General features: G+C 42.2%; 26 protein-coding genes, 1 tRNA gene and 4 pseudogenes. 17 read left to right on the top strand and 14 right to left on the bottom strand.

All coding sequences use genetic code 11. The features are described 5' to 3' along the window. The first annotated feature begins 345 nt into the window (after positions 1–345). The 4 genes and pseudogenes from AC6IZ0_RS17275 to AC6IZ0_RS17260 all read left to right on the top strand — a co-directional run bounded on the left by AC6IZ0_RS17275 (position 346) and on the right by AC6IZ0_RS17260 (position 2,713). Positions 346–1,790 (top strand): annotated as a pseudogene (locus AC6IZ0_RS17275) (glycoside hydrolase family 13 protein). Positions 1,791–1,893: 103 nt separating this feature from the next. Further along, entirely contained in the window at positions 1,894–2,145 is a 252-nt protein-coding gene (locus AC6IZ0_RS17270; RefSeq protein ID WP_271734981.1) for a DNA-directed RNA polymerase subunit omega, read from the top strand. Between the two features lie 77 nt (positions 2,146–2,222). Beyond that, positions 2,223–2,588: a DUF1818 family protein gene (locus AC6IZ0_RS17265; protein WP_271734980.1), complete on the top strand. Its 366-nt coding sequence runs from the start codon at positions 2,223–2,225 to the stop codon at positions 2,586–2,588. Between the two features lie 51 nt (positions 2,589–2,639). Next, a tRNA-Pro gene (locus AC6IZ0_RS17260) sits at positions 2,640–2,713 on the top strand. A gap of 67 nt (positions 2,714–2,780) precedes the next feature. On the opposite strand, the pseudogene csaB reads toward AC6IZ0_RS17260, so the two are convergent. Next, a pseudogene (csaB, locus tag AC6IZ0_RS17255) lies at positions 2,781–3,811 on the bottom strand (polysaccharide pyruvyl transferase CsaB). Between the two features lie 36 nt (positions 3,812–3,847). Here csaB and AC6IZ0_RS17250 point away from each other — a divergent pair. The 5 genes and pseudogenes from AC6IZ0_RS17250 (at position 3,848) to AC6IZ0_RS17230 (ending at position 6,682) form a co-directional block, all read left to right on the top strand. Then, complete coding sequence (locus tag AC6IZ0_RS17250) at positions 3,848–4,192, top strand: DUF2499 domain-containing protein (protein ID WP_271731883.1); 345 nt, start codon at positions 3,848–3,850, stop codon at positions 4,190–4,192. Further along, a complete protein-coding gene (locus AC6IZ0_RS17245) occupies positions 4,189–4,482 on the top strand; it encodes a DUF3593 domain-containing protein (RefSeq protein WP_497724055.1) in 294 nt (97 codons plus the stop codon). The genes AC6IZ0_RS17250 and AC6IZ0_RS17245 overlap by 4 nt, the downstream gene beginning before the upstream one ends. Before the next feature lie 64 nt (positions 4,483–4,546). Continuing rightward, positions 4,547–5,299 (top strand): annotated as a pseudogene (hisA, locus tag AC6IZ0_RS17240) (1-(5-phosphoribosyl)-5-[(5-phosphoribosylamino)methylideneamino]imidazole-4-carboxamide isomerase); the annotation flags it as partial. A gap of 42 nt (positions 5,300–5,341) precedes the next feature. After that, positions 5,342–5,902, top strand: coding sequence for a hypothetical protein (locus tag AC6IZ0_RS17235; protein ID WP_271763491.1), 561 nt, complete (start codon positions 5,342–5,344; stop codon positions 5,900–5,902). Positions 5,903–5,911: 9 nt separating this feature from the next. After that, the gene (locus AC6IZ0_RS17230) at positions 5,912–6,682 is read left to right on the top strand and encodes an ABC transporter ATP-binding protein (protein ID WP_497724053.1); all 771 of its coding nucleotides are present in this window, start codon (positions 5,912–5,914) and stop codon (positions 6,680–6,682) included. Positions 6,683–6,687: 5 nt separating this feature from the next. On the opposite strand, the gene AC6IZ0_RS17225 is transcribed toward AC6IZ0_RS17230, so the two are convergent. Continuing rightward, entirely contained in the window at positions 6,688–7,458 is a 771-nt protein-coding gene (locus AC6IZ0_RS17225) for a response regulator transcription factor (RefSeq protein ID WP_497724051.1), read from the bottom strand. 561 nt (positions 7,459–8,019) lie between these two features. On the opposite strand from AC6IZ0_RS17225, the gene AC6IZ0_RS17220 reads away from it, so the two are divergent. Continuing rightward, a complete protein-coding gene (locus AC6IZ0_RS17220; RefSeq protein ID WP_271731893.1) occupies positions 8,020–8,268 on the top strand; it encodes a DUF6761 family protein in 249 nt (82 codons plus the stop codon). Between the two features lie 271 nt (positions 8,269–8,539). Here the strand turns inward: AC6IZ0_RS17220 and grxD are convergent, their stop codons facing one another. From grxD to AC6IZ0_RS17205, 3 genes are all read right to left on the bottom strand, one after another. After that, positions 8,540–8,863 carry a Grx4 family monothiol glutaredoxin gene (gene grxD, locus AC6IZ0_RS17215; RefSeq protein ID WP_271731894.1) on the bottom strand — a complete coding sequence of 108 codons (324 nt, stop codon included), beginning with the start codon at positions 8,861–8,863 and terminating at the stop codon, positions 8,540–8,542. A gap of 78 nt (positions 8,864–8,941) precedes the next feature. Further along, on the bottom strand, positions 8,942–9,199 hold the full coding sequence (locus AC6IZ0_RS17210) for a BolA family protein (protein ID WP_271731895.1): 258 nt from the start codon (positions 9,197–9,199) through the stop codon (positions 8,942–8,944). Positions 9,200–9,447: 248 nt separating this feature from the next. Beyond that, positions 9,448–10,044: a hypothetical protein gene (locus AC6IZ0_RS17205; RefSeq protein WP_271731897.1), complete on the bottom strand. Its 597-nt coding sequence runs from the start codon at positions 10,042–10,044 to the stop codon at positions 9,448–9,450. Between the two features lie 118 nt (positions 10,045–10,162). Between AC6IZ0_RS17205 and AC6IZ0_RS17200 the strand changes: the two are divergent. Then, positions 10,163–12,261, top strand: a pseudogene (locus AC6IZ0_RS17200) (S8 family serine peptidase). A gap of 18 nt (positions 12,262–12,279) precedes the next feature. Here the strand turns inward: AC6IZ0_RS17200 and AC6IZ0_RS17195 are convergent. The 3 genes from AC6IZ0_RS17195 to grxC all read right to left on the bottom strand — a co-directional run bounded on the left by AC6IZ0_RS17195 (position 12,280) and on the right by grxC (position 13,914). Continuing rightward, on the bottom strand, positions 12,280–12,990 hold the full coding sequence (locus AC6IZ0_RS17195) for a lysophospholipid acyltransferase family protein (protein ID WP_497726089.1): 711 nt from the start codon (positions 12,988–12,990) through the stop codon (positions 12,280–12,282). A 99-nt stretch (positions 12,991–13,089) separates the two neighbouring features. After that, on the bottom strand, positions 13,090–13,584 hold the full coding sequence (gene tadA / locus AC6IZ0_RS17190; RefSeq protein WP_497724049.1) for a tRNA adenosine(34) deaminase TadA: 495 nt from the start codon (positions 13,582–13,584) through the stop codon (positions 13,090–13,092). Between the two features lie 21 nt (positions 13,585–13,605). Next, entirely contained in the window at positions 13,606–13,914 is a 309-nt protein-coding gene (gene grxC / locus AC6IZ0_RS17185; RefSeq protein WP_271731902.1) for a glutaredoxin 3, read from the bottom strand. A gap of 218 nt (positions 13,915–14,132) precedes the next feature. Here grxC and glpX point away from each other — a divergent pair, with 218 nt between their 5' ends. Then, the gene (gene glpX / locus AC6IZ0_RS17180) at positions 14,133–15,170 is read left to right on the top strand and encodes a class II fructose-bisphosphatase (RefSeq protein WP_271731904.1); all 1,038 of its coding nucleotides are present in this window, start codon (positions 14,133–14,135) and stop codon (positions 15,168–15,170) included. 101 nt (positions 15,171–15,271) lie between these two features. Further along, positions 15,272–16,558, top strand: a complete 1,287-nt coding sequence (locus AC6IZ0_RS17175) for a glutamyl-tRNA reductase (RefSeq protein ID WP_497724045.1) — start codon at positions 15,272–15,274, stop codon at positions 16,556–16,558. A 60-nt stretch (positions 16,559–16,618) separates the two neighbouring features. On the opposite strand, the gene AC6IZ0_RS17170 is transcribed toward AC6IZ0_RS17175, so the two are convergent. Next, positions 16,619–16,978, bottom strand: coding sequence for an ArsR/SmtB family transcription factor (locus AC6IZ0_RS17170; RefSeq protein WP_497724043.1), 360 nt, complete (start codon positions 16,976–16,978; stop codon positions 16,619–16,621). A gap of 151 nt (positions 16,979–17,129) precedes the next feature. Here AC6IZ0_RS17170 and AC6IZ0_RS17165 point away from each other — a divergent pair, with 151 nt between their 5' ends. The 3 genes from AC6IZ0_RS17165 to AC6IZ0_RS17155 are packed head-to-tail and all read left to right on the top strand — an operon-like array spanning position 17,130 to position 19,236. Continuing rightward, positions 17,130–17,816: an MBL fold metallo-hydrolase gene (locus AC6IZ0_RS17165; RefSeq protein WP_271731908.1), complete on the top strand. Its 687-nt coding sequence runs from the start codon at positions 17,130–17,132 to the stop codon at positions 17,814–17,816. A gap of 32 nt (positions 17,817–17,848) precedes the next feature. Beyond that, positions 17,849–18,385 carry a rhodanese-like domain-containing protein gene (locus AC6IZ0_RS17160; RefSeq protein ID WP_271731911.1) on the top strand — a complete coding sequence of 179 codons (537 nt, stop codon included), beginning with the start codon at positions 17,849–17,851 and terminating at the stop codon, positions 18,383–18,385. Continuing rightward, positions 18,385–19,236 (top strand): sulfite exporter TauE/SafE family protein, encoded by an 852-nt coding sequence (locus AC6IZ0_RS17155; protein ID WP_497726088.1) that lies wholly within the window; start codon positions 18,385–18,387, stop codon positions 19,234–19,236. The genes AC6IZ0_RS17160 and AC6IZ0_RS17155 overlap by 1 nt, the downstream gene beginning before the upstream one ends. Before the next feature lie 53 nt (positions 19,237–19,289). On the opposite strand, the gene AC6IZ0_RS17150 is transcribed toward AC6IZ0_RS17155, so the two are convergent. Beyond that, a complete protein-coding gene (locus AC6IZ0_RS17150) occupies positions 19,290–20,072 on the bottom strand; it encodes an ABC transporter ATP-binding protein (RefSeq protein ID WP_497724040.1) in 783 nt (260 codons plus the stop codon). A gap of 62 nt (positions 20,073–20,134) precedes the next feature. Continuing rightward, entirely contained in the window at positions 20,135–21,271 is a 1,137-nt protein-coding gene (locus tag AC6IZ0_RS17145; protein ID WP_497724037.1) for a branched-chain amino acid ABC transporter permease, read from the bottom strand. A 225-nt stretch (positions 21,272–21,496) separates the two neighbouring features. Here AC6IZ0_RS17145 and AC6IZ0_RS17140 point away from each other — a divergent pair, with 225 nt between their 5' ends. Then, positions 21,497–23,086: a glucose-6-phosphate isomerase gene (locus tag AC6IZ0_RS17140; RefSeq protein WP_497724034.1), complete on the top strand. Its 1,590-nt coding sequence runs from the start codon at positions 21,497–21,499 to the stop codon at positions 23,084–23,086. A gap of 119 nt (positions 23,087–23,205) precedes the next feature. On the opposite strand, the gene AC6IZ0_RS17135 is transcribed toward AC6IZ0_RS17140, so the two are convergent. The 3 genes from AC6IZ0_RS17135 to AC6IZ0_RS17125 are packed head-to-tail and all read right to left on the bottom strand — an operon-like array spanning position 23,206 to position 26,622. Beyond that, positions 23,206–24,672, bottom strand: coding sequence for a DUF1802 family protein (locus tag AC6IZ0_RS17135; RefSeq protein WP_497724031.1), 1,467 nt, complete (start codon positions 24,670–24,672; stop codon positions 23,206–23,208). Positions 24,673–24,674: 2 nt separating this feature from the next. Beyond that, a complete protein-coding gene (locus tag AC6IZ0_RS17130; RefSeq protein ID WP_497724028.1) occupies positions 24,675–25,310 on the bottom strand; it encodes a hypothetical protein in 636 nt (211 codons plus the stop codon). A gap of 34 nt (positions 25,311–25,344) precedes the next feature. Then, positions 25,345–26,622 (bottom strand): P-loop NTPase fold protein, encoded by a 1,278-nt coding sequence (locus AC6IZ0_RS17125; protein WP_497724026.1) that lies wholly within the window; start codon positions 26,620–26,622, stop codon positions 25,345–25,347. Positions 26,623–26,659 lie beyond the last annotated feature (37 nt).

The raw sequence follows: 26,659 nt of genomic DNA, 5'->3' as shown, positions 1-26,659 counted from the left end.
AATCATGGTAATATTGCTGTGATTGATTGCATACTCAAAAACTCTTAAAAACAAGGTTTTATTTTCTCTCAGCGTAGATAAATATTGATAAATTATGACACATTCAATTGACACTCAATTCAGTGTTATAAGTTATTCAAATTCTTTATGCTGAGGCGATACAAGTATCTTACATTACAGAATAAAGCCAGTAACTATAGTTGCTCCCACAACAGTTTCATGGTATTTGGTCAAAGTTTTAAAAGGGCTGGCAATTTTTGATCCAACCTACAATCAAACTATCAAATTTTTGCCTGGTCATTACCTATCATTGGAGAGAAAGCGTCAAGTATAAAAAAATAATTCATGGAAATTCAAACACCAGACTGGGTTAAGCACGCTGTTTTTTACCAAATCTTTCCAGACCGCTTCGCCAGAAGCAAACAGTCTCACAAAGGACTGTTGCATAATCCCCGTTGGGAAGCTTGGGAAGCTATCCCCACACTCCAGGGTTACAAAGGTGGTGACCTATGGGGGATTATTGAGCAGTTAGACTATATCCAGGATTTAGGAATTAACGCTATTTATTTTACTCCCATTTTTCAATCAGCCAGTAATCACCGCTATCATACCCACGATTATTATCAGGTTGATCCATTGTTGGGGGGTAATCAAGCATTTAAGGAACTACTAGAGGCGGCTCATCAACGGAATATTAAAGTTGTGCTGGATGGGGTGTTTAACCATGCTAGTCGGGGGTTTTTCTTTTTCCACGATATTTTAGAAAATGGTCCTCATTCCCCTTGGGTGGATTGGTTCAAAATTACAGATTGGCCCCTGGCGGCTTATACAGGAGATTTACCGGCAAATTACGAGAGTTGGGCTGGTAATCGGGCTTTGCCCAGTTTAATCATGATAATCCTGAAGTACGGGAATACATCATGGAAATTGGCGAATACTGGCTGAGATTCGGGATTGATGGTTGGCGTTTAGATGTACCATTTGAAATCAAAACACCAGGGTTTTGGCAAGAATTCCGCCATCGCATCAAAGCCATTAATCCCCAAGCTTATATTGTCGGGGAAGTTTGGGGAGATTCCCGGGAATGGCTCGATGGTACCCAATTTGATGGCGTGATGAATTACCTATTCGCCGTCCCGACCATTGCCTTTACCGCGGGCGATCGCGTAGTTTTAGAACAGGTACAAAGCCGCGACTATCAACCCTACCCACCTTTATTCGCTGCTGAATACGGGAGCAAAATCCAGGAATTACTCCAACTTTACCCTTGGGAAATTCAACTCACCCAACTTAATTTATTAGGTAGTCATGATACAGCCAGATTAATTACCATTGCAGGCGGCGACCAAGCTACTCTGGAATTAGCAACTCTACTATTACTCACCTTTCCTGGTGCGCCTAGTATCTATTATGGTGACGAAGTGGGTTTACCCGGAGGTATTGACCCTGACTCAAGACGTGGTTTTCCCTTAGAAGCTGATTGGAATCAACAAATCCTCAACATTCACCGCCAATTAATTACTTTACGCCACAAACACCCAGCCTTACGCACGGGGGACTACCAAGTTATCTTCGCCCAGGGAGAACTGTACATTTTTGCCCGGACTTTAGACACAGACAAACTCATCATTGCTGTTAACGCAGGGACTGCAAAGACAACAGCAAAATTAGATATTACCAGGTTGCCGACTCAACCCAACCAGGTTGTATATGGTGCGGCGGAATTTGAGTGGCGTGGTGAGCAGTTTTCCTTAACTGTTCCTGGACGCACTGGCTGCATTCTGGGTTAAGTTCCCGCAACCATTGAGGTTACTGGTAATTCAACTCTTAAAATCCCAACCAGTGAACTGTTAGTACTGCTAAACTGGGTAATGACCTCATGAACCACTGACTATGCTAAAGCGTTCCAAGTTCGAGACTACCCAGTCTCAAATCATGTACCGTGCTGAAGATTTGATTAGTGCGGCTTCCAATCGCTACCGCATTACAGTTCAGGTGGCAAACCGTGCCAAGCGTCGGCGTTATGAAGATTTTGACAGCCCATCGGATGATATCATGATGAAGCCAGTACTGAGGGCAATTATTGAAATGTCCGATGAACTGACCCAGGAAGATATCATTGGCGATGAGAAATCAGGATATTAATCTTATCTTGACATTCCCCGGTCTGATAGCTGACATGGCGTGGCCATAGACCCGGGGATTTTCAAAACAATTAATCTATGGAACATCTGATTAAAAGCGGTGCCGGTTGGCGAATTGGCTGGAAGCCCAACGCAGCCACATTCAAAGGATTAGTAGGTACAGATGATTGGGCAATAGAATTAACCGAAGCCGAGTTAAATGATTTTTACCGACTATTGGCACAGCTAGCGGACACAATGAAACAACTGGCGGCGGAATTAATGGATGAAGAGAAAATTGCCTGTGAAGCCGAAAGTGATTTATTATGGATGGAGGTAGAAGGCTATCCCCATAGCTATAGTTTACGCCTCATCCTGAATACAGGACGGGGTGTAGAAGGTAAATGGGATAGTGTCGCCGTGCCGGAGTTATTGCAAGCAGCTGGGATGCTAAAAGTTTTTTAAATTCACCCCTTGATTATTCCAGAGATTTGCAGTAGAATGATAATTCTGAATCGGGGCGTAGCGCAGCTTGGTAGCGCGCCACTTTGGGGTAGTGGAGGTCGTGGGTTCGAATCCCGCCGCTCCGATAAACACAAGACCTAACCTGCTAGTTTTTGATTAAAGACTGGCAGGTTTTTTAATAGGTAGCTGGGCTCACAAGGCGGTTAAGATATCTTTGTGGATGAGGGCGCGATCTACTAAAGACTGAATTTGCTCAGATGATAGGCGAATGCCATTGTGATAATGTTGCACCCAAGTTCTGGTAATTACATTGGGGTCATCTGGTAAAGTGGCTAAATCCCACCCTGGCATTTCTAATTCTTCCATGAGGCGATTGACTTTGGGGTCATAACTCAGAGCAAAGCAGCGACAACCTTCAGCCGCAGCCATGATTAAGCTGTGTAGACGCATCCCAATAGCCATGTCCACACCTTGATAAACACCTTTTAATAATTGCGGATCTTGTAAAAGCAGAATTTGGCTCACATCTGGTAATTGGGGTTGAATAGCCGTTGCAATTGGTAAATCTTCACTCTTGTGAAATGGCAACAGTAAAATAAAGGCTTGGGTAGCTTTTTGGAAGTCTACTAAAGCACGGGTCAAGTTAGCCAAACGTTGGTGTGTGAGTTGGGGGTGGTTTCTTAAAGTTACAGCCACTCTGGCCCTGGTAAATCCTCGAGCCCTGGTACTGGCTTACTTTGCAAAGCCCACACCGGGTCAGGGGCGACTAAACAGGGAATTTGCCAATCTCCTAATAACGCACCACTAGCGCGATCGCGCACGGTAACTGTGTTGCAATGTCCGAAGGAGTATTGTGCTAACCAGCGAGTTTGTGGACGTAGTAACGGACCTATACCTTGCGCCCAAGCAATAGTTTTTAAACCCATTTTCTGAGCCAATACCATTAATCCCCCATAATAAAATGGACTCATGGTACTGGTGACATCTTGAATTAAACTCCCCCCGCCCCAAATGAAAATATCACTGGAACGGAGGGCTTGCAATACAGGCGCAACAGCCATGCGATTGTGAGATTCGACATGATAACGATGGCCGGTTTCCTCTGGATTGCCAGAAAGCACCACAGGTGTAACATGAGGTGGTAACATTTGCACAAGGGTAGCCAATAAAGCCTCGTCACCACCATTACCTTTACCATAATACCCAGACAATAACGCCCGCATCTTTGTCATTTGAAATTACTTAGTTTTTAATTACTTATGCACGCTCTTTCTATTCCCACCTGGATTATTCATGTTTCTAGCGTTATTGAGTGGATGGTCGCCATTTGGTTAATCTGGACTTATGGAGAACTCAGCGGTAATCGCACATGGTGGGGATTATCTCTGGCTATGTTACCAGCTTTAGTGAGTGCCATGTGTGCCTGTACCTGGCATTATTTTGATAATGCAGCATCTTTAGAATGGTTGGTCACGCTGCAAGCTGCCATGACCTTAATTGGTAATTTTACACTTTGGGCTGCTGCAGTTTTAATCTGGCGTTCTACTAGGTCACAGGAGAAAACTGAGACTGTCCCTACCCAACTTACTGAATCAAAGTCATGATTTCTAAAGAAACCCTATTTGCTCTTTCCTTGTTTCCCTACTTAGGTTTTTTGTGGTTTATGAGTCGTACTCCCCAAACGCCACGTTTAGCCCTTTATGGATTTTACGGAACCCTGGTGTTTGTTGCGATTACCATCCCGGCGGGAATTTACTCGCAATTACATTATGGGGTTTCCTTGGCTAATGTGGATTGGTTACATGGAGGTGCAGAAGTTTTTTTAACCCTTGCTAACATTCTGCTAGTGTTGGGTTTTGCCCAAGCGGTGAGAGAATTAAAAATGAAAAATTAACGCCATCAGCAGATAACACTCGGCAAAAATGCCAATACCATTAATAATTTATAGACATAGATAAATGGAAGTAATACCAGCAATTGACTTACTAGAAGGACGCTGTGTTAGACTTTATCAGGGAGACTACTCGCAATCGCAAGTTTTTAGCGAGAACCCGGTGGATATTGCTAAACAGTGGGTTGACCAAGGCGCAACCAGATTACATTTAGTTGACTTAGATGGGGCTAAAGCTGGTAAGGTAGTTAACTTGAAAGCTATTGCAGCCATTGCTGAAGCTGTATCTGTACCCATTGAAATTGGTGGAGGGTTACGCGATCGCACTAGCGTTCAACAAGTATTTAATTTAGGAGTAGAGTGGGCAATTCTGGGAACCATAGCCGTAGAACAACCCCAACTAGTACAAGAACTCTGTACAGAATTTCCCGAAAAGATTATCATTGGTATTGATGCTCGTAACGGACTAGTAGCAACTCGCGGTTGGTTAGAAACCTCGGAAGTTTTAGCCACCCAGCTAGCCGTGCAAATGCAAGAACTGGGTGCAGCAGCCATCATCTACACAGATATCCACCGTGATGGTACACTCATAGGACCCAATTTAGCAGCCTTACGAGAACTAGCACAAGAAATTTATATCCCCATCATCGCCTCTGGTGGAGTGAGTTCTGTGAGCGATTTATTGAGTCTCTTGGGTTTAGAAACACAGGGAGTAAAAGGCGTAATTGTGGGTAAAGCCCTATACACTGGCGATATTTCCCTCACGGAGGCAATAAAGGCTGTGGGACCGGGGCGTATTCAAGATGTCCCCCCAATCTTGATTCGAGCTTCGCTTAAAGAACTATTATACCTTAATTCAGCCGTGAACACAACATCAGCCAACAACTCAACGTCGGTTTTTCGTCTGTCTCCGTTAATTCGGCTGACACTATTAAGCCTATACATAGCACTCACCATCCCATTACCGTTTTTATCCCAGGTAACAGCAGCGGCCATACCCCCAGTATTATTGTGGGTAGGAATCAGCATTGGCTTTGTAGGTTTATATGCGGTATTGACAGAGCGAGTAATTGTAGATGACCAGGGGATTCAAGTTACCTACCCCTCCTGGGTTCCTAGCTTCTTTCGCAAAGGATGGATTTTATCTTGGTCAGATGTGAAAGACTTAAAACCCCGCTCCACTGGTCAAGGGGGACTAGTTTATTATTTTCTCAGTCGGGATGGAAAAGCTTATTTATTACCCATGCGCGTAGCTGGATTTTCCCGCCTGGTGAAAACAGTAGAAACCAGAACCGGGATTGATACTACAGATGTTCGCACCTTAGCACAACCGTGGATGTATTTAGTTTTGTTAGTATTCACCCTCCTGCTGTTACTGGTAGATGCTTGGACTATTAATACAGCCTTAGTCATTGGTCATTAGTTATTGAACTTGGAAAATCACAGCCACACCACCCAAATCAGGCTAGAACAAGTTAACTTGTTTGCCAAGCTGAAACCCCAACTTCAGGTATACCCCATACTACAGGATATCTCCTTTGGGGTGTTTCCAGGCGATCGCATTGCCATTGTCGGTACATCGGGTGCTGGTAAAACCTCCTTGTTGCGGCTGATCAACCGCCTGTGTGAACCTACTAGAGGTAAAATTTATCTAGGAAATCAGGAATATAACCAAATTCCTATTATACAGCTACGCCAGGATATCACACTGGGATTACAAGAATCAAAACTGTTAGGAATGACAGTGGGGGAGGCTTTAGCTTATCCTTTATTTTTGCGTGGTTGGTCTCAAGAAAAAATTGAACCCAGAATTAACCATTGGATAGAACAACTCCACATTCCTAGTGAATGGTTAACAAGGACAGAATTACAACTTTCTACCGGACAGCGACAACTAGTAGCGATCGCCCGTGCTTTAGTTATCCAACCACAAGTTTTATTATTAGATGAACCCACCTCTGCTTTGGATGCTGGTAAAGCAGCCAATCTCATGCAAGTATTAATTCAGCTAAATCAAACTCATCAAACAACAATTTTGATGGTAAATAACCAGCTTGACTTAGCCCGGGTATTCTGCACCCGATTATTATACTTAGAGCAAGGTCAGTTATTGACAAATCAAACAGCATCTGAAATCAATTGGATTAACCTAAAAAAACAGTTGACAGAATCGGAAACCCAAGCAACCCAAGAATGGATTTAATCCCATTAAGAACGTTGACTAATAACTGTAGAGCGTGACTGAGTGAATCTTTCCTTGGTTAACTTAGTTGGCGGTTGCGGAACATTGGATTTTAAACTTTCCATATTAAATCTATATCCCACATTGCGGATAGTTTGAATCAAACTAGGTTGACGAGGATCAAGTTCCACTTTTTTGCGTAACGACAAAACATGAGTATCAATGGTGCGAGGGTTATCAATCGCATCAGGCCAAGCACGACGTAGTAATTCTGCACGACTCAGAGCTACTCCCCCAGCCTGTGCCAAAACGTACAGTAAACTAAACTCTTGAGGCGTTAAATCAATAAACTCACCTTGGAAACGCACCCGGCGCTGTACCAAATCAATTTGCAAACTGCCATAATCTAAATAAGCTGGTGCAATAGGTGTGCGTTTGCGGCGAATTATTGCCTCTACTCTAGCTAAAAACTCCTGCATTCCAAAAGGTTTACTAAGATAGTCATCAGCCCCGGACTTTAAACCTGCTACAATATCAGCCTCATTAGTACGAGCAGATAGCATCAAAATTAAACATTGTTGTTGCAAATGCAACCAGCGACAAAATTCAATACCATCACCATCGGGTAAATCAGCATCTAGAATTACCAATGTTGGTTGTTGGCTTAAAAATAATTCCCTTGCTTGATAAATGCTGGCGGTTTGATGGACACGATATTCCAACTGTTGCAAGTGCCATCCCAGCAATGACCTTAGATGGGGATTTCCCTCAACGATTTCAATACAAACCGAACCCACAGCGGCAATACCCCTTAGCGTTGATGAATTTCAAAGTAACAAGCCCATGTCCAAGGTTTTGTATTCTTCGTTACTTACATTGGGATTAATTTTAGATTTTTTCATCCTCAAGGTAGTAAAATACTAAACTCATGCCTTACCCAAAGCTAAGTTAGTTATATTCTTTAATTTATTCTTAAATTTTTGTTACAGTGGAAAAAACGTGTTTTTCTATGAATATCCTCCCAGGTAGGGGTGTATTTTACCCACAAACCCTAAACAGGGTGAGATTAAGTTAACCTATACCTAAGTTTTTGGTGTTTTCGGATTAAATCTGTTGAAAATACATGACTGCATCCGGTATTGAATATGGAAACTTACCCCAAGTAATTATAAAAATAGCTTATAAAACTATCGGGTTCTAAATTTTATGGAATAACATGGGATTACCTTCTGGGGGGATGATCTAGCCTCAACTAGATATTGCGTCATTGATTTGAAGCGAGAAATGTGAAAGTAACACTTCACATTTGAGCGTGAATCGTTTACAATTCTCATTCTAAAGAGATTAACATAGCAGTTATGCTCCAAGACACACAAACCATCCGCTATTACCAAAGAGTGACTGACGCCTTCGTCGAGCTATGGAATCGCGGTTATCGGACGGACGATATGCGGATGTATTTGGATGGGTATCTAGCCGCACTGCGACAAAGCAACGCTATTGAACCTATACTGATCCACCGCCTAGAAGAGGAAGCTAGCCGCTACCTGTACGATCCATCGAATTTTGCCAGGACCCAACCAGAACGACAACTTGATTACTATTAATGGCTTATTTAATCCCTTATACCCTGCCCCTAATAGTTGCCTTAATCGTCAACGCTGTCAATTATATCATGTTTCCAGCGTTTGTCAATCTTTTATTGGTGTGAAATTCTCGTGACATTTTGTCTATCAGACAAAGGAAGGATCTCCGCCGTTTTACGGCGGGGAGTTGCCAATGATCACGCTTACATACCCAACCATAAGGATGTGCGGTCGCAAACGTGATCAATAAAATGGGCAACCCCATCAAGAATGGGGAATTACCGGGGATGACCTAAGAAGCAAGTGCCACTTCGACCAGTTGCTGCAACTCACCGTTTTGGTACAGTTCAATCAAGATATCTGAACCGCCCACAAATTGACCGTCAATATAAACTTGGGGAATTGTCGGCCAGTTGGAGTATTCTTTAATACCTTGACGAATTTCCGGGTCTGAGAGAACGTCAACTGTTTCAAAGGGAACCGCCAACGTGTTGAGAATCTGGACAACGTTGTTAGAGAAACCACACTGCGGCATCAACTTGTTTCCCTTCATGAAAACCATGATTTTGTTTTGTTGTATCAAATTATCAATTTTTTCTTTGGTTTCTGGGGTCATGGACTTTTTGTTTCCTATATTGCTAATAGCCAAGATATCAATAGTCAGTGTCCCGGTGGCAATCTGAACTTATTCATTTTAGGAAGCTGCTGTTGCTTCCCACGCTGCGGGAGTGTAGGTTTTTAAGGCCAAGGCATGAATTGCTTCAGTGGACATAGCTTGTCGCAGTGCACCATAAACTAACTGGTGTTGTTGTACCAGTCCTTTATCGGCAAACTGTGATGAAACCACTGTTACCTGATAGTGGTCACCGCCACCAGTCAAGTCTTGAACCTGAATTTGGGCATCTGGCAGTTCTGCCTTAATCATTGCCTCAACCTGCTGCGGATTAATCATCGCAATTCCTGAAAGACTTACTTTTCTATTATTAACAGATACAGGTAGGCAACATATGTTTCAGGTTTCAGGCAGACTGACGATCAACGCGGCTCTAACTTAGATATAGCATTTCCCATGCTCGTGAGGTACAATTTTTTTTAGTTTGAGGGAACACACCGAACACCGGAATAGGGAATTGGTGTGTACTTCATGAGCCTGAAAAAGGCTATATTACCATTTCAGACTTCTTTGAAGATGTGCGGAATTTATTCACTTTGAGACGAGCTGGCACCTTGTCTGGGAAAGGGTGCATCCACAAAACCCAATTCAAATAACTGCTGATAAGCCTTCTGTCCTAAATCCCGCGTGGGATTTTGACTCTTAATAATCTGAATGAACAAAGGGACAGCTAACTCCGGTTGATTTTGCGCCCGATGTACCAGTGCTAACTGATAGGTGGCTTCGTCTCGCTTTTGGGCTGTTTCTAAGGCTTTTTGGCGCTGGGAATCGGAAATGCGAGGATCAATACCCGTAAAACTAGAGTTTAACTCTTGATAAAAATTAGATAACTGATTATAAAGTTGACGTGCATCTTGGAGTTTTTTCGCTGCTAAAGGGTAGTTTTGAGCAGAAACAGCTGCGGCGGCTTCTGCCATCAGCCGTTCACCGCCCTCTATACTCAAAATGCTGTTACTTTGTGTAGGACGCAGAGTATTGGGATCGTTGGGTTCAATGATTTGTACTTGACTATAGAGACTGGGTAGCTTTTGTACCTGAGCATTGACAGGTGACAGCAGGTTAAGGACTGCTAGGAATGATAAAGCCGTGGGGCTAATTAAAGAAGGAACAGCAGCGGATTTCATGGGATCAAGTAGTGCAACTATGTAGAAAACATGGAAACTTCTAGGTTTCTCTGATTTAGACTGAAAATCGGCGCAAGTGAGTTCCCATTCCTCCTGTATACTAACCAAAATCGCCCCTATGAACGATCAAGCTAATTCCTCTGATTTTTCCCAAACAGGTTTGCCAAGCAATTTAGGAATGGTTTTACAACGGGCCGGTGAAGAGTTGATTTTAGAAAAGGTTTTAGACCGCTTCACTGTCCGTCCCTCAACTAAATTTACTTCCCAACAATTATCTCAGGTTAACTGGGGTATTTGGCAATTTAGCATTCCTCAAGCAAATTTAGAAGTTTTCACAGTGGCAACTAACCAGTTAGACTCGGCCATGTCTCAAGCACGGAGTGCGGAAAGTGTGGCTTTTGCTGGCCATGTTTACACAATTCAAGATAATCCGGGAACTTTCGTTTACCTGAATGACCAAATTACTATTCAATTTGCCTCTTGGGTAGATTCTGCCACAATTGAGGCGATCGCGTCTAGATTTGGTTTAGTTGCACAAAAACCCGTCCTGGGTATTCCTAATACTTTTGTGTTTCTGGTGAGCAAACAAGCCAGAGAAAATCCCCTGAAAATTACTAATCAGTTACAGGGGTTCTCGTTCGTGTTAGTTGCTGAACCTAATATCCTCATTAAAAGTGAATTACATTACAGACCCGGTGAACCCCTATATCCTCAGCAATGGTATCTTTACCACAATGGGGGTAACCAGTTGGTAGCTGGTTCTCATATTTGTGTAGAACCAGCTTGGGACATCACTCGCGGTGTGCGTTCTGTAGTTGTGGCGGTTGTAGATGATTCTTTTGACTTGAACCATCCGGATTTACAAGGTAGTGGCAAAATTGTTGCTCCTAGAGACTTAAGGAAAAATGGTTTTTTACCTATACCCGGTGAGAGAGAAATCAGTCATGGGACGGCTTGCGCAGGAATAGCTCTGGCTGAAGAAAATGGTCAGGGAATTGTGGGGGTTGCTCCTGGTTGTGCATTGATGCCGATTCGTAGTACTGGTTTTTTAGATGATGAATCCATTGAGGATATGTTTAACTGGGCGATTAACCAGGGGCCAGTGTGATTTCTTGTAGCTGGGGAGCTGGTGCTGTATATTATCCCTTGTCTTTGCGCCAACGGGCTGCTATTACTCGTGCTGCTACTACAGGACGTAATGGTAAAGGTTGCGTGGTATTGTTTGCTGCGGGAAATGCTAACCGGCCCATTAGCGGTGTGGTTTATGAGCAGAATTGGCCAGGAAATTTATTACAGGGAAATACAAGTTGGTTAAATGGATTTGCCGTACATCCTGATGTGATTACCATTGCAGCTTCCACTAGTTTGAACAACAAAGCTGCTTACAGTAACTGGGGCACTAATATTACTTTGTGTGCTCCTAGTAATAACGCCCCACCGGGATTTTCATTTCAGGGTCGGGGTTTTGTCAATACACAACCCGATATTACTACCACTCTTCACGGACGAGGAATTTTAACTACTGACCAAGTAGGCGAAGCAGGTTATGATCCTGGTGATTTTATCAATAATTTTGGCGGTACTTCTAGCGCTACTCCTATAGTCGCAGGTGTGGCGGCATTAGTTCTGTCAGCAAATCCTCACTTAACGGCGCAAGAGGTAAAGTTAATTCTGGAGGAAACTGCTGATAAAATTGTGGATTCTCGCCCTGACCCTCAGTTGGGTATTCAAGCAGGTACTTACGACAATAACGGACATTCTCAATGGTTTGGTTATGGCAAAGTGAATGCAGCTAGGGCGGTGGAAGCTGCCGCAAAACTACGTAGTTCTTTGTTATCTGCTCAGTTACAGGTCAGGGGTGAGAATTTCCGTGAGTTAAGTATTCCAGATGATAATCCAGAGGGGGTCAAAAGTGCGATCGCCATTAATGAATCCCGTCCCATTAAAGATATTCAAATAACAGTTAATATCACCCATGATTTTTTAGGCGATTTAGAAGTTTATTTAATAGCTCCCAATCATCGACGGGTGTTATTACAAAGCCGCACCTTAGGCCGCCGCACTAATTTACAAACAACGTATACAATTAGCTCCCACCCAGTCTTGAAACAATTACTTTCCCTTTCATCTCAAGGAATTTGGGAGTTATGGTTAATCGACTATGTCCCACAAGATGTGGGAAAGCTGAATAATTGGTCATTAGTCATTGGTTATTAGTGAAAAAGTTTCTGCTCTCTATGATTCTTCATTGCTTAGTTCTTGTAGAGCTAGTGCTAAATCCGATGTGAGTTTTTGGGCATTTTGTTTGAGATTTCCCTTAGTGTAATAACTTACATTTAATCCAGTTCCAATATTAATTATTACATCTGTACCCCACTGAGGATAAGGTTGGCTGTACTTAATATTTATAGGTATAATTTTGATATTTACTCCTGACTGACTAGATTCAGCAGTCAAAGAGAGACGACCAATTCCTGGTTTTAATGGGTGAACTTGACCATCGCGATAAATATCACCTTCTGGATAAATCACTAATATTTCGCCTTGTTGAAGCAATTCAACAGCATGACGGAGACTAGCAATAGCTGGACGCTGAGGATCCACAGGAAACCCTCCCATACTTCTGATTAACCAGCCTTGTATTCCTTGGCACTCATCAATACTAGCCATAAAGCGTAGATCCCGCCCTGTGACATAGCGACCACCAGCATAGGGTAAAAGCAGTGAATCCCAACGTGACCGATGGGTAGGGGCTAGGATCACAGGGCCATTCAAGGGAATATTTTCCTGTCCCGTGATGTCAATTTTGCCAAAGAATAATGGTAAAAGAAGGTGTCTCCCTAATAGATACAATAAAGGACTTAACCAGGGAGATATCCGCGAGGTAGTGTCAGCTATCCGAGTATTTGCCGTGGTAGCTGTTTGTTGGTAAGTATAAATTTCCATAAACATGGTAGCGGCCGATTGTCCCATCAGCCAATAAATTGTTGATTAATTAAACAGTAGTTTTTCTTTGGTAAATTGTCTTAGGACTAATGGACAGTTTTATATCTGTCCATGATTTTGCTGACGACGACCTGCAAACCAGGTTTGTAATTGTTGACGACAGGTTGATTCTAAAATACCTCCCATGACTCGTAGACGATGATTAGAAGCAGCGCCATCAGGGATATTGGTAACAGTACGAACCGCGCCAGTTTTAGGATCGTCCACTCCATAGATGAGTATTCCTAAACGTGCTTGGACAATAGCACCTGCACACATGGGACAAGGTTCTAGGGTGACATACAGGGTGCATTGATTTAAGCGCCAATTTTTGCAAGTTTTAGCAGCTGCTCGCAAGGCGATAATTTCTGCGTGAGCTGTGGGATCTTGGTCACGTTCTTTTCTGTTTTCGCCTGAAGCAATCAAATTTCCAGTAGCATCAACAATCACAGCACCCACAGGAACCTCACCAGCATCGCCGGCGATTTGTGCTAAGTCTATGGCGCGACTCATCCATTGGCGATGTATCAGATATTCTGGATATTCAATTAACATTTTTCCATGGCTACTGGGTGATCACACAGTGGCTAATAGTGAATCGAGTTGAGCTTCTTTGTCTAGCTGATAAAGGTCATCACAACCACCAATGTGCTGATTATTGATGAAAATTTGTGGTACTGAACGGCGGCCATGAGCGCGTTCGGCCATTTTTGCTCTAGCTGCTTCGTCGCCATCGATTTTGTACTCGGTGAATCTTACACCTTTCCACCACAGCAACATTTTGGCACGGATACAATAAGGACAGGTTTGCCAGGTGTAGATTTCAACATTTGCCTTAACACGTTCTGGATGGCGACCAAGAAGGGGGTTAAGAAAATCCAGCATATTTTTTCTGAGGGAATTTTTTCACAAGTATATCTTTTATCTGACCATGGCAGGTCACAATAGTACTAATATACTATAAACCAGATAGTCAAAGCAGCAAAACTTAACACTTGTCTTAGTAGATAGTATTGTCCACGTGTATCCGCACTTTGGTAGACTTGAAGACTGAAATAGCCAAATAACAAAAAGCTAAGTCAAGCACTTAAGAGGGTGAATCTGTGGAAAATACACTGGGATTAGAAATTATTGAGGTAGTAGAGCAAGCAGCGATCGCGTCTGCAAAGTGGGCAGGTAAAGGCGAAAAGAACACTGCTGACCAAGTAGCCGTGGAAGCGATGCGGGAGTGCATGAACAAAATGTATATGCGCGGTCGCATTGTGATTGGTGAAGGGGAGCGTGACGAAGCTCCTATGCTCTACATTGGGGAAGAAGTTGGCATCTGTACTAAACCGGATGCTCAAAAGTACTGTAACCCTGAAGAACTAATTGAAATTGATATTGCTGTTGATCCCTGCGAAGGCACAAACCTAGTCGCCTATGGTCAAAATGGCTCAATGGCAGTTTTGGCGATCGCCGAAAAAGGTGGTTTATTCGCTGCGCCTGACTTTTACATGAAGAAGCTAGCAGCACCAGCTGCGGCCAGAGGTCATGTAGACATCAACAAGTCAGCAACTGAAAACCTAAAAATCCTGTCTGAGTGCTTAAACCGCGCAGTTGAGGAATTGGTGGTTGTGGTCATGGATCGTCCCCGCCACAAAGGACTCATTCAAGAAATTCGCAATGCCGGTGCTAGAGTCAGACTCATCAGTGATGGTGACGTTTCTGCTGCCATCTCCTGCGCTTTTGGTGGTACTAATATCCACGCTTTGATGGGCATCGGTGCTGCTCCTGAGGGAGTCATCTCTGCTGCGGCTATGCGATGCTTGGGAGGTCATTTCCAAGGACAATTGATCTACGATCCAGAAGTCGTACAAACAGGTTTAATTGGGGAAAGCAGAGAAGGCAATCTCGCACGGTTGAAGGAAATGGGCATTAATGACCCGGACAAGGTTTATAATGCCGAGGAATTAGCCTCTGGTGAAACTGTTTTATTTGCGGCTTGTGGTATTACCCCGGGTACTCTTATGGAAGGTGTCCGCTTCTTTAAGGGTGGTGCAAGAACTCAAAGCTTGGTGATTTCTAACCAGTCCAATACGGCACGTTTTGTCGATACTATCCATATGTTTGACCAACCAAAGAATCTGCAATTACGTTAGAAACTTGAGGGGGTGGGGACTGGGGAAGAATCTTGTTCATCTCTGGGACCTCATCCCCAACTCTGAATAATCAATAATCCATTACCAATTACCGATAAATAATGAATATTATCGTGGTGGGGTTAAGCCATAAGACCGCCCCAGTTGAAATCCGGGAAAAGCTGAGTATTCCAGAACCACAGACCGAAACAGCCATCGCTCATCTGAGTAGCTATCCCCATATTGATGAGGTGGCAATACTTAGCACTTGCAACCGCCTAGAAATATACATTGTGACCAGTGAGACGGAGCGAGGGATTAGGGAGGTGACTCAGTTTCTCTCTGAACACAGCCGCTTACCTATACAGTCTCTACGTCAACACCTGTTTATGTTGTTGCATGGTGATGCTGTTATGCATCTGATGCGGGTAGCAGCTGGTTTAGATAGTTTGGTACTCGGAGAAGGTCAAATTCTAGCTCAGGTGAAAAATACTCATAAACTGGGACAGCAGTACAGTGGTATAAAAACAATTCTCAACCGATTATTTAAACAAGCTCTGACAGCCGGTAAGCGTGTGCGTACTGAAACTAGTATTGGTACTGGTGCGGTTTCTATCAGTTCCGCGGCTGTGGAGTTGGCACAAATGAAGACCACTAATTTATCAGATTGCCGAGTCGCAATTATTGGTGCTGGCAAAATGTCACGTTTGTTGGTACAACACCTGATTTCTAAGGGTGCTACACAAATTAGCATTGTTAATCGCTCTCAAGAACGCGCCCAGCAATTGGCAAATCTTTATCCCGATCAGCCTATATATACTTATGCGCTATCAGAAATGATGGCGGTAATTGCCAAAAGTGATTTAGTATTTACAAGTACTTCTGCTACTGAACCTATACTTGACCGCAGCAGGTTAGAAAAAGTTTTAGACTCTCATGGCTGCTTGATGTTATTTGATATTTCTGTGCCGCGTAATGTGGATGCGGATGTAAATGAACTTTCCCATGTCCAAGCCTTTAATGTGGATGATTTGAAGGCTGTTGTGGCACAAAACTATGAAAGCCGCCGCCAGATGGCTGAAGAGGCTGAAAAACTTTTGGATGAAGAGATTTTAGCTTTTGATCTTTGGTGGCGATCGCTAGAAACAGTTTCTACTATCAGTTGTCTGAGAAATAAGATTGAAACCATCCGCGAACAAGAATTAGAAAAAGCCTTGTCTCGATTAGGTGCCGAATTTGCTGACAAACATCAAGAGGTGATCGAAGCTTTAACAAGAGGAATCGTTAATAAAATTCTACACGATCCTATGGTACAATTGCGGGCACAGCAGGATGTTGAAGCCCGGCGCAACTGTATGCAAACCCTGCAAATTTTGTTTAATTTGGATGCAGAGCAACAATTTAGCTAATTGAACTATCCCGCCTTCCTGGACTAGGACAAATGGGAAAAATGATCATCAATCACAAAATTATCCCCTTTGTCCCATACTCCACACCTTACTCCCTAGCTTTTCCAGCTGTTGGGTTTGTTCTTCAAGTCGCACCGCTAGGCGATCGCACACTAGATCACATAACTGGAATAATATCGGGTCAGTAATTTCATAAATTACATTCACGCCATCTGGTGTTCTTTTAACAATTCCCGCTTGTGCTAAAACTTTGAGATGCTTGGATACATTAGCCTGTCCTAGTCCAGTCTCCCCAATGATTTGTGTAACATTTTTAGATCCAGTTTTTAAACAACATAACACTTGTAGGCGACTCACTTCTGACAAGACTTTGAAATAGTCCGCAACTTGACTGAGAGCGTCTGGAAATATCTCTGACATATAAGATTAATTGTTTTGTGGTTTCTTGTTGACTATTTTACCATATACTCATATAATATGACAAAGGCGATGGAAAATATCAGAAACTAATATCTAACTACCGATAAAATTTTCTGCTTTTAGCCTAGTCCGTTGATATGGAGAAACTAAAATGTTATTCCGCCAACTGTTTGACCATGATACAAGTACATATACTTATCTGATTGCCGACAAGACTAGCAAAGCAGCTATTCTAGTAGATCCGGTGATAGATAATGTAGAACGCGATCGCCAATTAATTAGAGAATTAGGTTTAACACTGCACTACTGCTTAGAAACACATATTCATGCCGATCATATTACAGGTACTGGTAAGTTACGTGAATTAACTGGGTGTTTAGGAATTGTACCAGAAAACGCCTCAGCCAGCTGTGCTGATCGGCAAATTAAACACGGGGAAATTCTCAAATTAGATGAAATTACCATAGAGGCCATAGCCACTTTAGGACATACAGATAGTCATATGGCCTATTTAGTTAATGGTGAAAAACTATTAACAGGAGATTCCCTATTGATTCGTGGTTGTGGTAGGACTGACTTTCAAAGTGGTGATGCGGGGAGTTTATTTGACGCAATTACCCAACGCCTATTTACACTACCCGATGAAACCCTAGTTTATCCAGGACATGACTACCGGGGACATACCGTCTCTACCATCGGCGAAGAAAAGCAGTTTAACCCACGGTTCCAAGGACGGACGCGAGATAACTTTATTGAGTTCATGGCCAGTTTAAACTTACCAAATCCCCAAAAAATCATGGAAGCAGTACCAGCAAATCAACTTTGTGGTAATGCTTAAATAGTTTAAAATTAACACCAGCAGGTAACAATATGATTTCAGAGACTAAATTACAATTAATTGACGCTTCCACCCTCAAAGACTGGACGGAAAAACAACAAGTACAACTGATAGATGTGCGGGAACCTGGAGAATATGCAGCCGAACATATTCCCGGCGCTAAACTTGTGCCCCTGTCTCAATTCCAAGCAGAAAAAGTAGATTTTCACCGTCACACTAAAATTGTGCTGTATTGTCAATCAGGAAAACGCTCCCACCAAGCAGCACAAAAACTGATGACTGCGGGTTTCTCAGAATTTGCCCAACTTCAAGGAGGAATTACAGCTTGGAAGCAGTTAAATTATCCCACTAAAATTAATAAAAACGCCCCCATTAGTTTAATGAGACAGGTGCAAATTGTAGCCGGCTCATTAGTATTTACAGGGACAATTTTAGGTGCTTTTGTTTCACCTTGGTTTTTAATTTTGAGTGGCTTTGTCGGTGCTGGTTTAGTATTTGCTGGAGTCAGTAATACCTGTGCCATGGGAATGTTATTGGCGAAATTACCCTACAATCAACGTGTGCAATGATTACATGGATATTAGGACATATCCTAGCAGCCGGGATTGGTATTAGCTTAGGGTTGATTGGCGGTGGTGGATCAGTTTTAGCATTACCAACTTTAGTTTATGTCATGGGAATAGAGCCGAAATCTGCTGTAGCCATGACCTTAGTAATTGTAGGAACCGTAAGTTTAATTGGTGTAATTCCCCATTGGAAACAGGGAAACGTCAATTTAAAAACAGCATTTATCTTTGGTTCTGCTACGATGTTGGGGGCTTTTGCTGGTGCTAAAATCGCCAATCTGCCATTTATTACAGGTAGTTTGCAAATGCTCCTATTTGCAGTCATGATGTTGCTAGCTTCTGGGTTAATGATTCGGCGTGGTGCTAAATCAACAGCGAAACAGCCTGACATATCAGAAATTTACACCAAGCCCATTTGTAAATACTGTTGGTTGTGGCTAGTCAGCGAAGGCTTAGGGGTGGGTATATTAACAGGATTAGTGGGAGTTGGGGGAGGATTTGCGATTATACCCGCTTTAGTTATATTGGGAAATATACCAATGAAACAGGCTATTGGTACCTCCTTAGTAATTATTGCTGCTAATGCTGTATCTGGGTTTTTAGGCTATTGGGGAGAAGTGACTTTAGACTGGAATATTATCGCCTCATTTATTATAGCAGCCAGTATTGGCACTGTTCTAGGTGCTTATCTATCTCAATATGTTGATGGCAAAAAATTACAAAAATATTTTGGTTATTTTCTATTGGGAGTGGCGGCTTTGATTTTATTCCAAAACCGCGGTATTCTAGAAGAGTTTAAGACCAAAAAAGCCGCTGGGCACAATGCAAATTATCAACAAATACTGCGTATTTGATTTGAGGTAGGTAAAGAAAATACCGGCAGAATAACTAATTAGTTAGACTGATATTACTGTCCTAAATAGGCTTCTAATACTTGGGGATTACTTTGTATTTCTTTAGGGGTTCCCTCAGCTAAATTTTGACCCTCCGCCATCACCCAAACGCGATCGCACAAGGACATAATTACATCCATATTGTGTTCAATAATTAAGAACGTCATACCGTCTTGGCGGTTCCAGGTACGAATGCGATCGCATATATCATCTATTAGTTTGGGATTGACTCCGGCGGCTGGTTCATCTAATAAAATTAACTTAGGATTGGTCATTAACGCCCGTCCCATTTCTAATAACTTCCGCTGTCCACCAGATAAACCACCAGCATATTCATGGGCTTTTTCCGCCAGTCCTACAGATTCTAGTAGTGACATTGCTTGTTCTTGGAATTGCTTTTCTTCCTGAGCTACGATATGAGGCTGTAACTGCACTCCCCAAAACTTTTCTCCTGTTTGTTTTTGTGCAGCTAGCAGCATATTATCTAACACCGACAACCGGGAGAGAGTCCGCGCCACTTGAAAAGTGCGGACTAGTCCCTGCTGGGCGATTTTGTATGGTTCCAACTGCTCAATAGGTTCCCCATCAAAAATCACTCGTCCCTTATCTGGGCGAATGAAGTTAGATAGTAGGTTAAACAAAGTAGTTTTACCAACCCCATTAGGACCAATCAAGCCAGTAATACTACCTTGATTAACTTCAATTGTGGCATCCTTGACAGCTTTCAAGCCACCAAAGCTTTTACAAAGTCCGCTAGCTGCAAGTAGTGGAAGTGGGGAAGATTGATTATTTACCATAAAAAATTGACTGATAACTGTTAACTAATGTTGCAGAATCTCAACTAGTCACTGTGAAGCAATTACTTACCCAGGGTGAGTTCCTCTTTTTTCCCTAAAATACCTTGAGGTCGCCAAATCATCAGTACCATCAAAATCAGACCAATCACCATGATGCGAAATGCGCCCAATTGGTCAGAAGATAAATTTGTAAAAATTCTCGGTAAAAATTCTCTGGTCATGGCATCATAAGTAAAGAAAATTACCGCACCTAAGATGGTGCCAATATTATTACCAGAACCGCCTAAAATTACCATAATCCAAGCATCAAAGGTTAGTTGTGGTTGAAAATTATCAGGGTAAATAGCGCTAAGTTGCCAAGCAAAGAAAGCCCCAGCGATACCAGCGATCGCACCTCCCAACATCAGGGATTGTACTTTATACCAAAAAACATTTTTACCCATGGCTTTGGGAACCTCTTCATCCTCACGGATAGCTTTAAGCACCCTTCCCCAAGGCGATCGCACTAGAATTTCTAACCGCCAGAATACAAATCCTAATACCAACAGTGACAACAGCATCAAACCGGCGGCGGGTTTATAATCATACAAGCCAATCAAACCAGAAATATAAATTGCTGCTGTCAGCAGGGCGAATATAATTCCCACTCCCCAGCGCGAAGCTAATTCTTGCTTTTTACTGTCAGTTTTGCGAGAATCGGCTAACAGAGATTTGTGAGCGGCGCGAACCCATCGCCACAAACACCAAAAAGTAGCCAGCGCCAACACTGTGAGCAATCCCATCATCACCAGTCTAAAAAACAAATTGGGGGGTGTGGATAAGGGTATAGGGTAACTTTGGACACCAAACGCCCCAGATATCCAGGTATCCCGCACAGGTAATTCTTGATTGTTCACCACTAAACGAATTAATTCCCCCACGCCAATGGTGACAATGGCCAGATAATCTTCCCGTAAGCGCAGAGTAGCAAAACCAATAATTAAACCTAATAAAGCTGCTACTATTGCTCCTATGATTGCTGATATCACTAAGGGGATACCCTGGAGACTTAGCAAAACTGTGGTATAAGCCCCCAGAGTCATAAAAGCAATATGACCAAAGTTAATTAACCCTGTATATCCCCACTGTAGATTGAGTCCCAAACCAAACAGGGCGAAGATTGTGGTAGAAATTGCTAAAAAAGTGAGATATTCAACCATAGTAATTTATTTAATACAATATCACCATGTCTTACTCCATAACTCTGCCCTATGGTAGGGAAGGGTGAACGGTAAGGTACAATAATTTTGGGAAGCATCACTAATTAATTGGATTAATGGGATGCTCCATACCCAAGATTGAAAACTGTATAAGGCTAGGCACCGGATGGCTCTGACCTTACATTAAACTTGTTTTTGAAGCAATACTTTATTTGAGATTTCCCTATGGATGCGAAGGCACTTTGGCAACGATACCAAAACTGGTTATATTTCCACAAGGGATTAGGACTCTACTTAGACATCAGTCGCATGGGTTTTGATGATGCTTTTGTGGATTCGTTGCGGCCGAAGTTTGACAAAGCGTTTGCGGATATGGCGGAATTAGAAAAGGGTGCGATCGCAAATCCTGACGAAAGCCGCATGGTAGGACATTACTGGTTGCGAAATCCTGATTTAGCACCCACACCAGAACTTACCCAAGAAATTGTCCAAACCCTAGAGCAAATTGAAGCCTTTGCGGAAAAAGTCCACACAGGTGCTGTTCACCCTCCCCAAGCCAGTCGGTTTACCGATATTATATCTGTTGGTATTGGTGGTTCTGCCCTCGGTCCGCAATTTGTGGCTGAGGCCCTCAGTCCTGATTTTCCACCCCTGAACCTTCACTTTATCGACAATACAGACCCCGCAGGTATTGACCGTGTTCTGATTCGGTTGCAAAATACCCTAGCTACAACTTTGGTTTTAGTCATCTCCAAATCTGGGGGAACACCGGAACCACGCAATGGGATGATTGAAGTTAAAGCCGCTTATGCAGCCCAGAATTTAGACTTTGCTCAATACGCTGTTGCGATTACTAGCGTTGATAGTAACTTAGATCAAGTCGCCAAAAATGAAGGCTGGTTAGCCAGATTTCCCATGTACGACTGGGTCGGAGGACGCACATCAGAAATGTCCGCCGTGGGACTAGTACCGGCCGCATTACAAGGCATTGACGTTCACGCTATGCTAGAGGGTGCGAAAGAAATGGATGACGCTACCCGCGTCCCAAACTTGAAAAATAACCCAGCGGCTTTGTTGGCTTTGTCTTGGTATTTTTCCGGTAATGGTAAGGGTGAAAAAGATATGGTTGTCTTACCTTACAAGGACAGCTTGTTGTTATTTAGTCGCTATTTGCAACAGCTGGTAATGGAGTCTTTAGGTAAAGAAAAAGACCTGGACGGTAAGACTGTTTATCAAGGGATCGCTGTTTACGGTAACAAAGGCTCCACAGACCAACACGCTTACGTCCAGCAATTACGTGAGGGTGTCCCGAATTTCTTTGCTACTTTCATTGAAGTGTTAGAAGACCGTCAAGGAAAATCTTTAGAAATTGAACCTGGAGTTACATCGGGAGATTTTCTCTGTGGGTTTCTCTTAGGAAGTCAACAAGCGCTGTACGAAAATCAACGGGATTCTATTACAGTGACTATTCCCCAAGTCAACCCCAAAACAGTGGGAGCGTTAATTGCTTTGTATGAACGTGCTGTTGGTTTATACGCCAGTTTGGTAAATATCAACGCCTACCATCAACCAGGAGTAGAAGCTGGTAAAAAAGCTGCTGCGGCTATTCTGGAGTTACAATCAAAGGTAGTGGCTGTGTTGCAACAGCAAAAAACAGCCCTGTCTCTCGAAGAAATAGCCGAAAAAGCTGGCGCATCTGAGAAAGTTGAGGCCATTTACAAAATTGTCCGGCACTTACACGCAAATGAGCGCGGTGTATTAGTACAAGGTGACCCAGGTAACCCAGCTAGTTTAAAGATTTCCGCCGCCAAATAAACTTAGATTCATTGGACTATTGTATCACATAATTGTTGTATCTGCAACAATTTTTTTATTCTCTAGCATCTTAGATCACATCTATCTAGGATGCTTGGCAGTTATGGGCAAATATTAAGTTACTCAGCCGTAGTTACTAAGTCTCGGAGGAAGTAAAAGCGATCGCTTTTCCAATCTTGACCTTTAACTCTTCCTAAGTAACCGGTCAGGGGTGAGGAAAGTTCTATTAAAATTTCGTGCATTTCTTGTGGTTGCAGGGGTTGTGGTGGATTTGAGCCGAAATATGCACCGTGTAGGGCTTCTACCCCTGCTAAGTCTATCCCTGAGTTTTGCTGATAATTTTTTACTAGTTGGATAATGTGCGATCGCAAATTGATATCTGTGTAAACTTGATTGATATATTTTTTCACTTCTGCATCACATTCACCTGCTTTTAAATATTCTTTGAGTTTAAATAAATCTACTGAGTTACGATAGTTATTTTGGAGTTTGACTAATTTTTCAAGTGTTTCAGGATTAAGAATAGCCATACCTTGTATTTTTGCAGATTTTTGTAGTTGGTTTGTTGGTTTACCCGCACCAATGATAATTTTAGTAGCTTGATGAAAAACCTCTGGTTCGCGTAACATTCCCAAATTCAACAGTTGTACTGCGCTATCATTAGGAATTCTTTTCCCGGCTTTACACTCACCAAATAATGGGTATGGTTGGGAACAAAATAAATCTAAACCACCAGCACCGCCTTTATGACTATAATCAACGGTAAATCCTAAAAATTCCAAGCTATGACGCACCACATTTTCAAAGTCCGTCCCGGCTTGATAGTTAGTTTTACCCTCATCTTCTTGTATACTGCGATCGCCTAACGCGGCAATATTATTTATCCAACCTAAATCCTCACCAAGTCGATGATTATCCTCCTGACTACTCCAACCTAAAAACCTTTTGATATCATTGTCTAATGCTTGCGCCCCTGGGTTGCTCATACTCACAGACACTATTGCAGTTTGTAAATCTTCTAGTTCTCGGTGTTTGGGTGGTTCGAGGTTTTGTAGTTGCTTTTGGCGTTGAGCGAAAATGCGATCGCTCAATACTGGTTTTGCCTCCCCAGCAGTAATATTAGGTATACCGACAAATTTACCAATTTTGCCCTTAATATCGGGGATGAGTGCAACTTGACAAGGCTCAGATAAATGATAAACTCGCAGGTAAGCTAAAAAAATATGTTGTTTTTCTAAGATTTGTTTCAGGGTTGCTGTTGTCCAGATTGTTAACTGAGATAAAACTTCTAACGGCTGAGTCTTGTCGAACATTCCGCAAAGTTCACATCTCGCCCAAGCTTTAATAGTAACTTTTTCAGAGTTCACTTGTTTGATAGCACTTTCAGCAATGGGTAAAAAATCCGGGCGATAGTATTGCTCAATTCGCAACTGATGTATTGAAGAATTAACAGGGTAAAGAGCAAATTTATCACCCCTATTCAATAATTTACGAGGTATAGCTGCAATAATTCGCCCTTGTACTAACGCTTCCACATCGCCACTGGGTAGACAAAGGGCTTTATAAATTAAAACTGATTGGCTCATGATTAACTAAACAAATCGCTTAATTCGTCTGACTCGTCTGATTCATCTGTTTCACTTAAATTTGTAGGATCAAATAGTTCATCTAAAATATCGCTATCATCAGCATCTGGTAATATGCCTGATGGATCGCTTAAAATCTCTCGTAATAGAAGATTATCAATGGTAATTTTATTTTGAGTAATGATATCGAAAATTTGTGCCTCTGTTAAATCATAGTTTGAGCACTTTTGGTAAATAGAGTAAATTGCGATCAGTGGGCGAATTTGTTCTTCTATTAAATCGACGTGTTCCCCACCTTTTTTATCAATGAGTTCCTCCAGTAATTTATATGCTTCAGAATTTTTATTCATTTTTTCGATTTTGTCTTGTGATCGCACTAAACAACCACGAGTCAAATCAAATGTTTGATAATCAATTAAACGTTTTAATCCAGCACATAATGCAGTTCGAGAATCCTGGATTACAGACACGCCAATTTTCACCGCTGCGCCATTCTCAGTACCAACAATTTTAAACTTTATCCAATTTTTATTCTGTGATTTAGGCTTGATATCCCGGATAATCTCCTCAATTTTTACTCCTTCTAAGGTATGATTGATCAATGTCTCAAAACCAAAACATAGAGCCTCAGCCAGCATATTATTATCCTGTAAGTAATCTTCAGCATTGAGATTACTTTCTTTTGTAATGCCAGTTCAAACCGTGAAAGTGGTCCGGGGGTAGCTCATCTACCTTAAAATTCTTGGCGCACCATTGCAAAGCTTCTCTGACAGTTGGTTTCTTGTTTTTGCCGTATTCTCTCAGTTCACCTTCTGTAAATGGGTAAAGTGGATGAGGAGGAATTAATTGTTTTGAATGATAAAATTCCTGAAGCCAAACAGTAACTAAGTCCACCATAGAATCGCTACTAACATATTTTAATTCTATTGGTTTTCTTTGAGTAAATTTAGAAATTCTATCCGGTGTACCCCCCGGTATTGAATCGACCTTGTATCTCCATGTTTCGGGTAGCATTACTGTCAGAAAAACAACACCTTGACTAAGTTCTGAGTTTTCGAGAGTATCATGGAGAATTTTCACCAAATTAGCAATTACGCTTTCAGTGGGTAAGCCATCTTCAGTGGAGTTGTTTTTAACATCTATCTCATCAAAACAAATAATAACCGGATTATAGAAACTAACTAAATTCAATATCTGCTGAATATTTTTCAGGGCTTCAGCTTCTTTGTCTTGATTGCTTTTAGGAGAATTAGGTAAACCCAACTCATCAGCATTGACCTGAGCTAATTCTTCACCAGATAACCATCTGATAGCAAAAGGTGCTTGAGTTTCTGAGAGTGTCCACAAAATAGCCCGGAGAATATAGGGATCTGCATTGGGTTTATTTTTCAGCACTTGTGTTTGCAAGGCATTCATGAGATTTTTGTTTTTGTCCAACTTCTTTTTATATGCTTGGTCAAATCTTTTAACTAACTCTGCTGGTTGGGGACAATTGTCGGTTCTCCCTTCGTTGGCCATAGCTGCGGCTACTTCCTGCCACTGCATTACCCCTTGACTACCAGTTTCACTCAGACTATCTGCTAAGGTTTGCTGAAATTGGTACTTCACCAGATTTAAGTCTGTATAATTATTACCACCTGCATAGACAAATAAAGCACCGCCTTTTGTTTCTAATTGATGACGAATGCGGCTGAGAAGATGAGTTTTACCAACTCCCTGTTGTGCAGTGATCACAATGGAAGTCACTTTATCTTGGCTCAATTGACTTGTTCGCACAAATTCAATGGCTTCAAAGACTTTATTAGAAGCATGAGCATTTAAGGTTGGTACATCGGGGACTCCCTTTCCCCATACGTCCTGTTCTTTAACGATACCGGCGTTAGTAAAGGGATTATGATTTTTAATAGCGGCGTTAACGGCTTCTATGGAAGAAATAGGGGTATTTGTCATGATGAATAAATGTCGTGGGAGGAACTACACAGTGTGG

It is taken from the genome of Anabaenopsis sp. NIES-4685, from assembly GCF_059725405.1.
Note: the sequence above shows the minus strand (reverse complement) of the source record. Positions and strands in the feature narration are given on the sequence as shown.

What these genes read in the sequence shown, in the direction of transcription:
- AC6IZ0_RS17270 (WP_271734981.1), top strand. Translation starts at nt 1,894, where the DNA reads ATGCTAAAGCGTTCCAAGTTCGAGACTACCCAGTCTCAAATCATGTAC.
- AC6IZ0_RS17265 (WP_271734980.1), top strand. Translation starts at nt 2,223, where the DNA reads ATGGAACATCTGATTAAAAGCGGTGCCGGTTGGCGAATTGGCTGGAAG.
- AC6IZ0_RS17250 (WP_271731883.1), top strand. Translation starts at nt 3,848, where the DNA reads ATGCACGCTCTTTCTATTCCCACCTGGATTATTCATGTTTCTAGCGTT.
- AC6IZ0_RS17245 (WP_497724055.1), top strand. Translation starts at nt 4,189, where the DNA reads ATGATTTCTAAAGAAACCCTATTTGCTCTTTCCTTGTTTCCCTACTTA.
- AC6IZ0_RS17220 (WP_271731893.1), top strand. Translation starts at nt 8,020, where the DNA reads ATGCTCCAAGACACACAAACCATCCGCTATTACCAAAGAGTGACTGAC.
- grxD (WP_271731894.1), bottom strand. Translation starts at nt 8,863, where the DNA reads ATGACCCCAGAAACCAAAGAAAAAATTGATAATTTGATACAACAAAAC.
- AC6IZ0_RS17210 (WP_271731895.1), bottom strand. Translation starts at nt 9,199, where the DNA reads ATGATTAATCCGCAGCAGGTTGAGGCAATGATTAAGGCAGAACTGCCA.
- AC6IZ0_RS17205 (WP_271731897.1), bottom strand. Translation starts at nt 10,044, where the DNA reads ATGAAATCCGCTGCTGTTCCTTCTTTAATTAGCCCCACGGCTTTATCA.
- AC6IZ0_RS17195 (WP_497726089.1), bottom strand. Translation starts at nt 12,990, where the DNA reads ATGGAAATTTATACTTACCAACAAACAGCTACCACGGCAAATACTCGG.
- tadA (WP_497724049.1), bottom strand. Translation starts at nt 13,584, where the DNA reads ATGTTAATTGAATATCCAGAATATCTGATACATCGCCAATGGATGAGT.
- grxC (WP_271731902.1), bottom strand. Translation starts at nt 13,914, where the DNA reads ATGCTGGATTTTCTTAACCCCCTTCTTGGTCGCCATCCAGAACGTGTT.
- AC6IZ0_RS17175 (WP_497724045.1), top strand. Translation starts at nt 15,272, where the DNA reads ATGAATATTATCGTGGTGGGGTTAAGCCATAAGACCGCCCCAGTTGAA.
- AC6IZ0_RS17170 (WP_497724043.1), bottom strand. Translation starts at nt 16,978, where the DNA reads ATGTCAGAGATATTTCCAGACGCTCTCAGTCAAGTTGCGGACTATTTC.
- AC6IZ0_RS17165 (WP_271731908.1), top strand. Translation starts at nt 17,130, where the DNA reads ATGTTATTCCGCCAACTGTTTGACCATGATACAAGTACATATACTTAT.
- AC6IZ0_RS17160 (WP_271731911.1), top strand. Translation starts at nt 17,849, where the DNA reads ATGATTTCAGAGACTAAATTACAATTAATTGACGCTTCCACCCTCAAA.
- AC6IZ0_RS17150 (WP_497724040.1), bottom strand. Translation starts at nt 20,072, where the DNA reads ATGGTAAATAATCAATCTTCCCCACTTCCACTACTTGCAGCTAGCGGA.
- AC6IZ0_RS17145 (WP_497724037.1), bottom strand. Translation starts at nt 21,271, where the DNA reads ATGGTTGAATATCTCACTTTTTTAGCAATTTCTACCACAATCTTCGCC.
- AC6IZ0_RS17140 (WP_497724034.1), top strand. Translation starts at nt 21,497, where the DNA reads ATGGATGCGAAGGCACTTTGGCAACGATACCAAAACTGGTTATATTTC.
- AC6IZ0_RS17135 (WP_497724031.1), bottom strand. Translation starts at nt 24,672, where the DNA reads ATGAGCCAATCAGTTTTAATTTATAAAGCCCTTTGTCTACCCAGTGGC.
- AC6IZ0_RS17130 (WP_497724028.1), bottom strand. Translation starts at nt 25,310, where the DNA reads ATGCTGGCTGAGGCTCTATGTTTTGGTTTTGAGACATTGATCAATCAT.
- AC6IZ0_RS17125 (WP_497724026.1), bottom strand. Translation starts at nt 26,622, where the DNA reads ATGACAAATACCCCTATTTCTTCCATAGAAGCCGTTAACGCCGCTATT.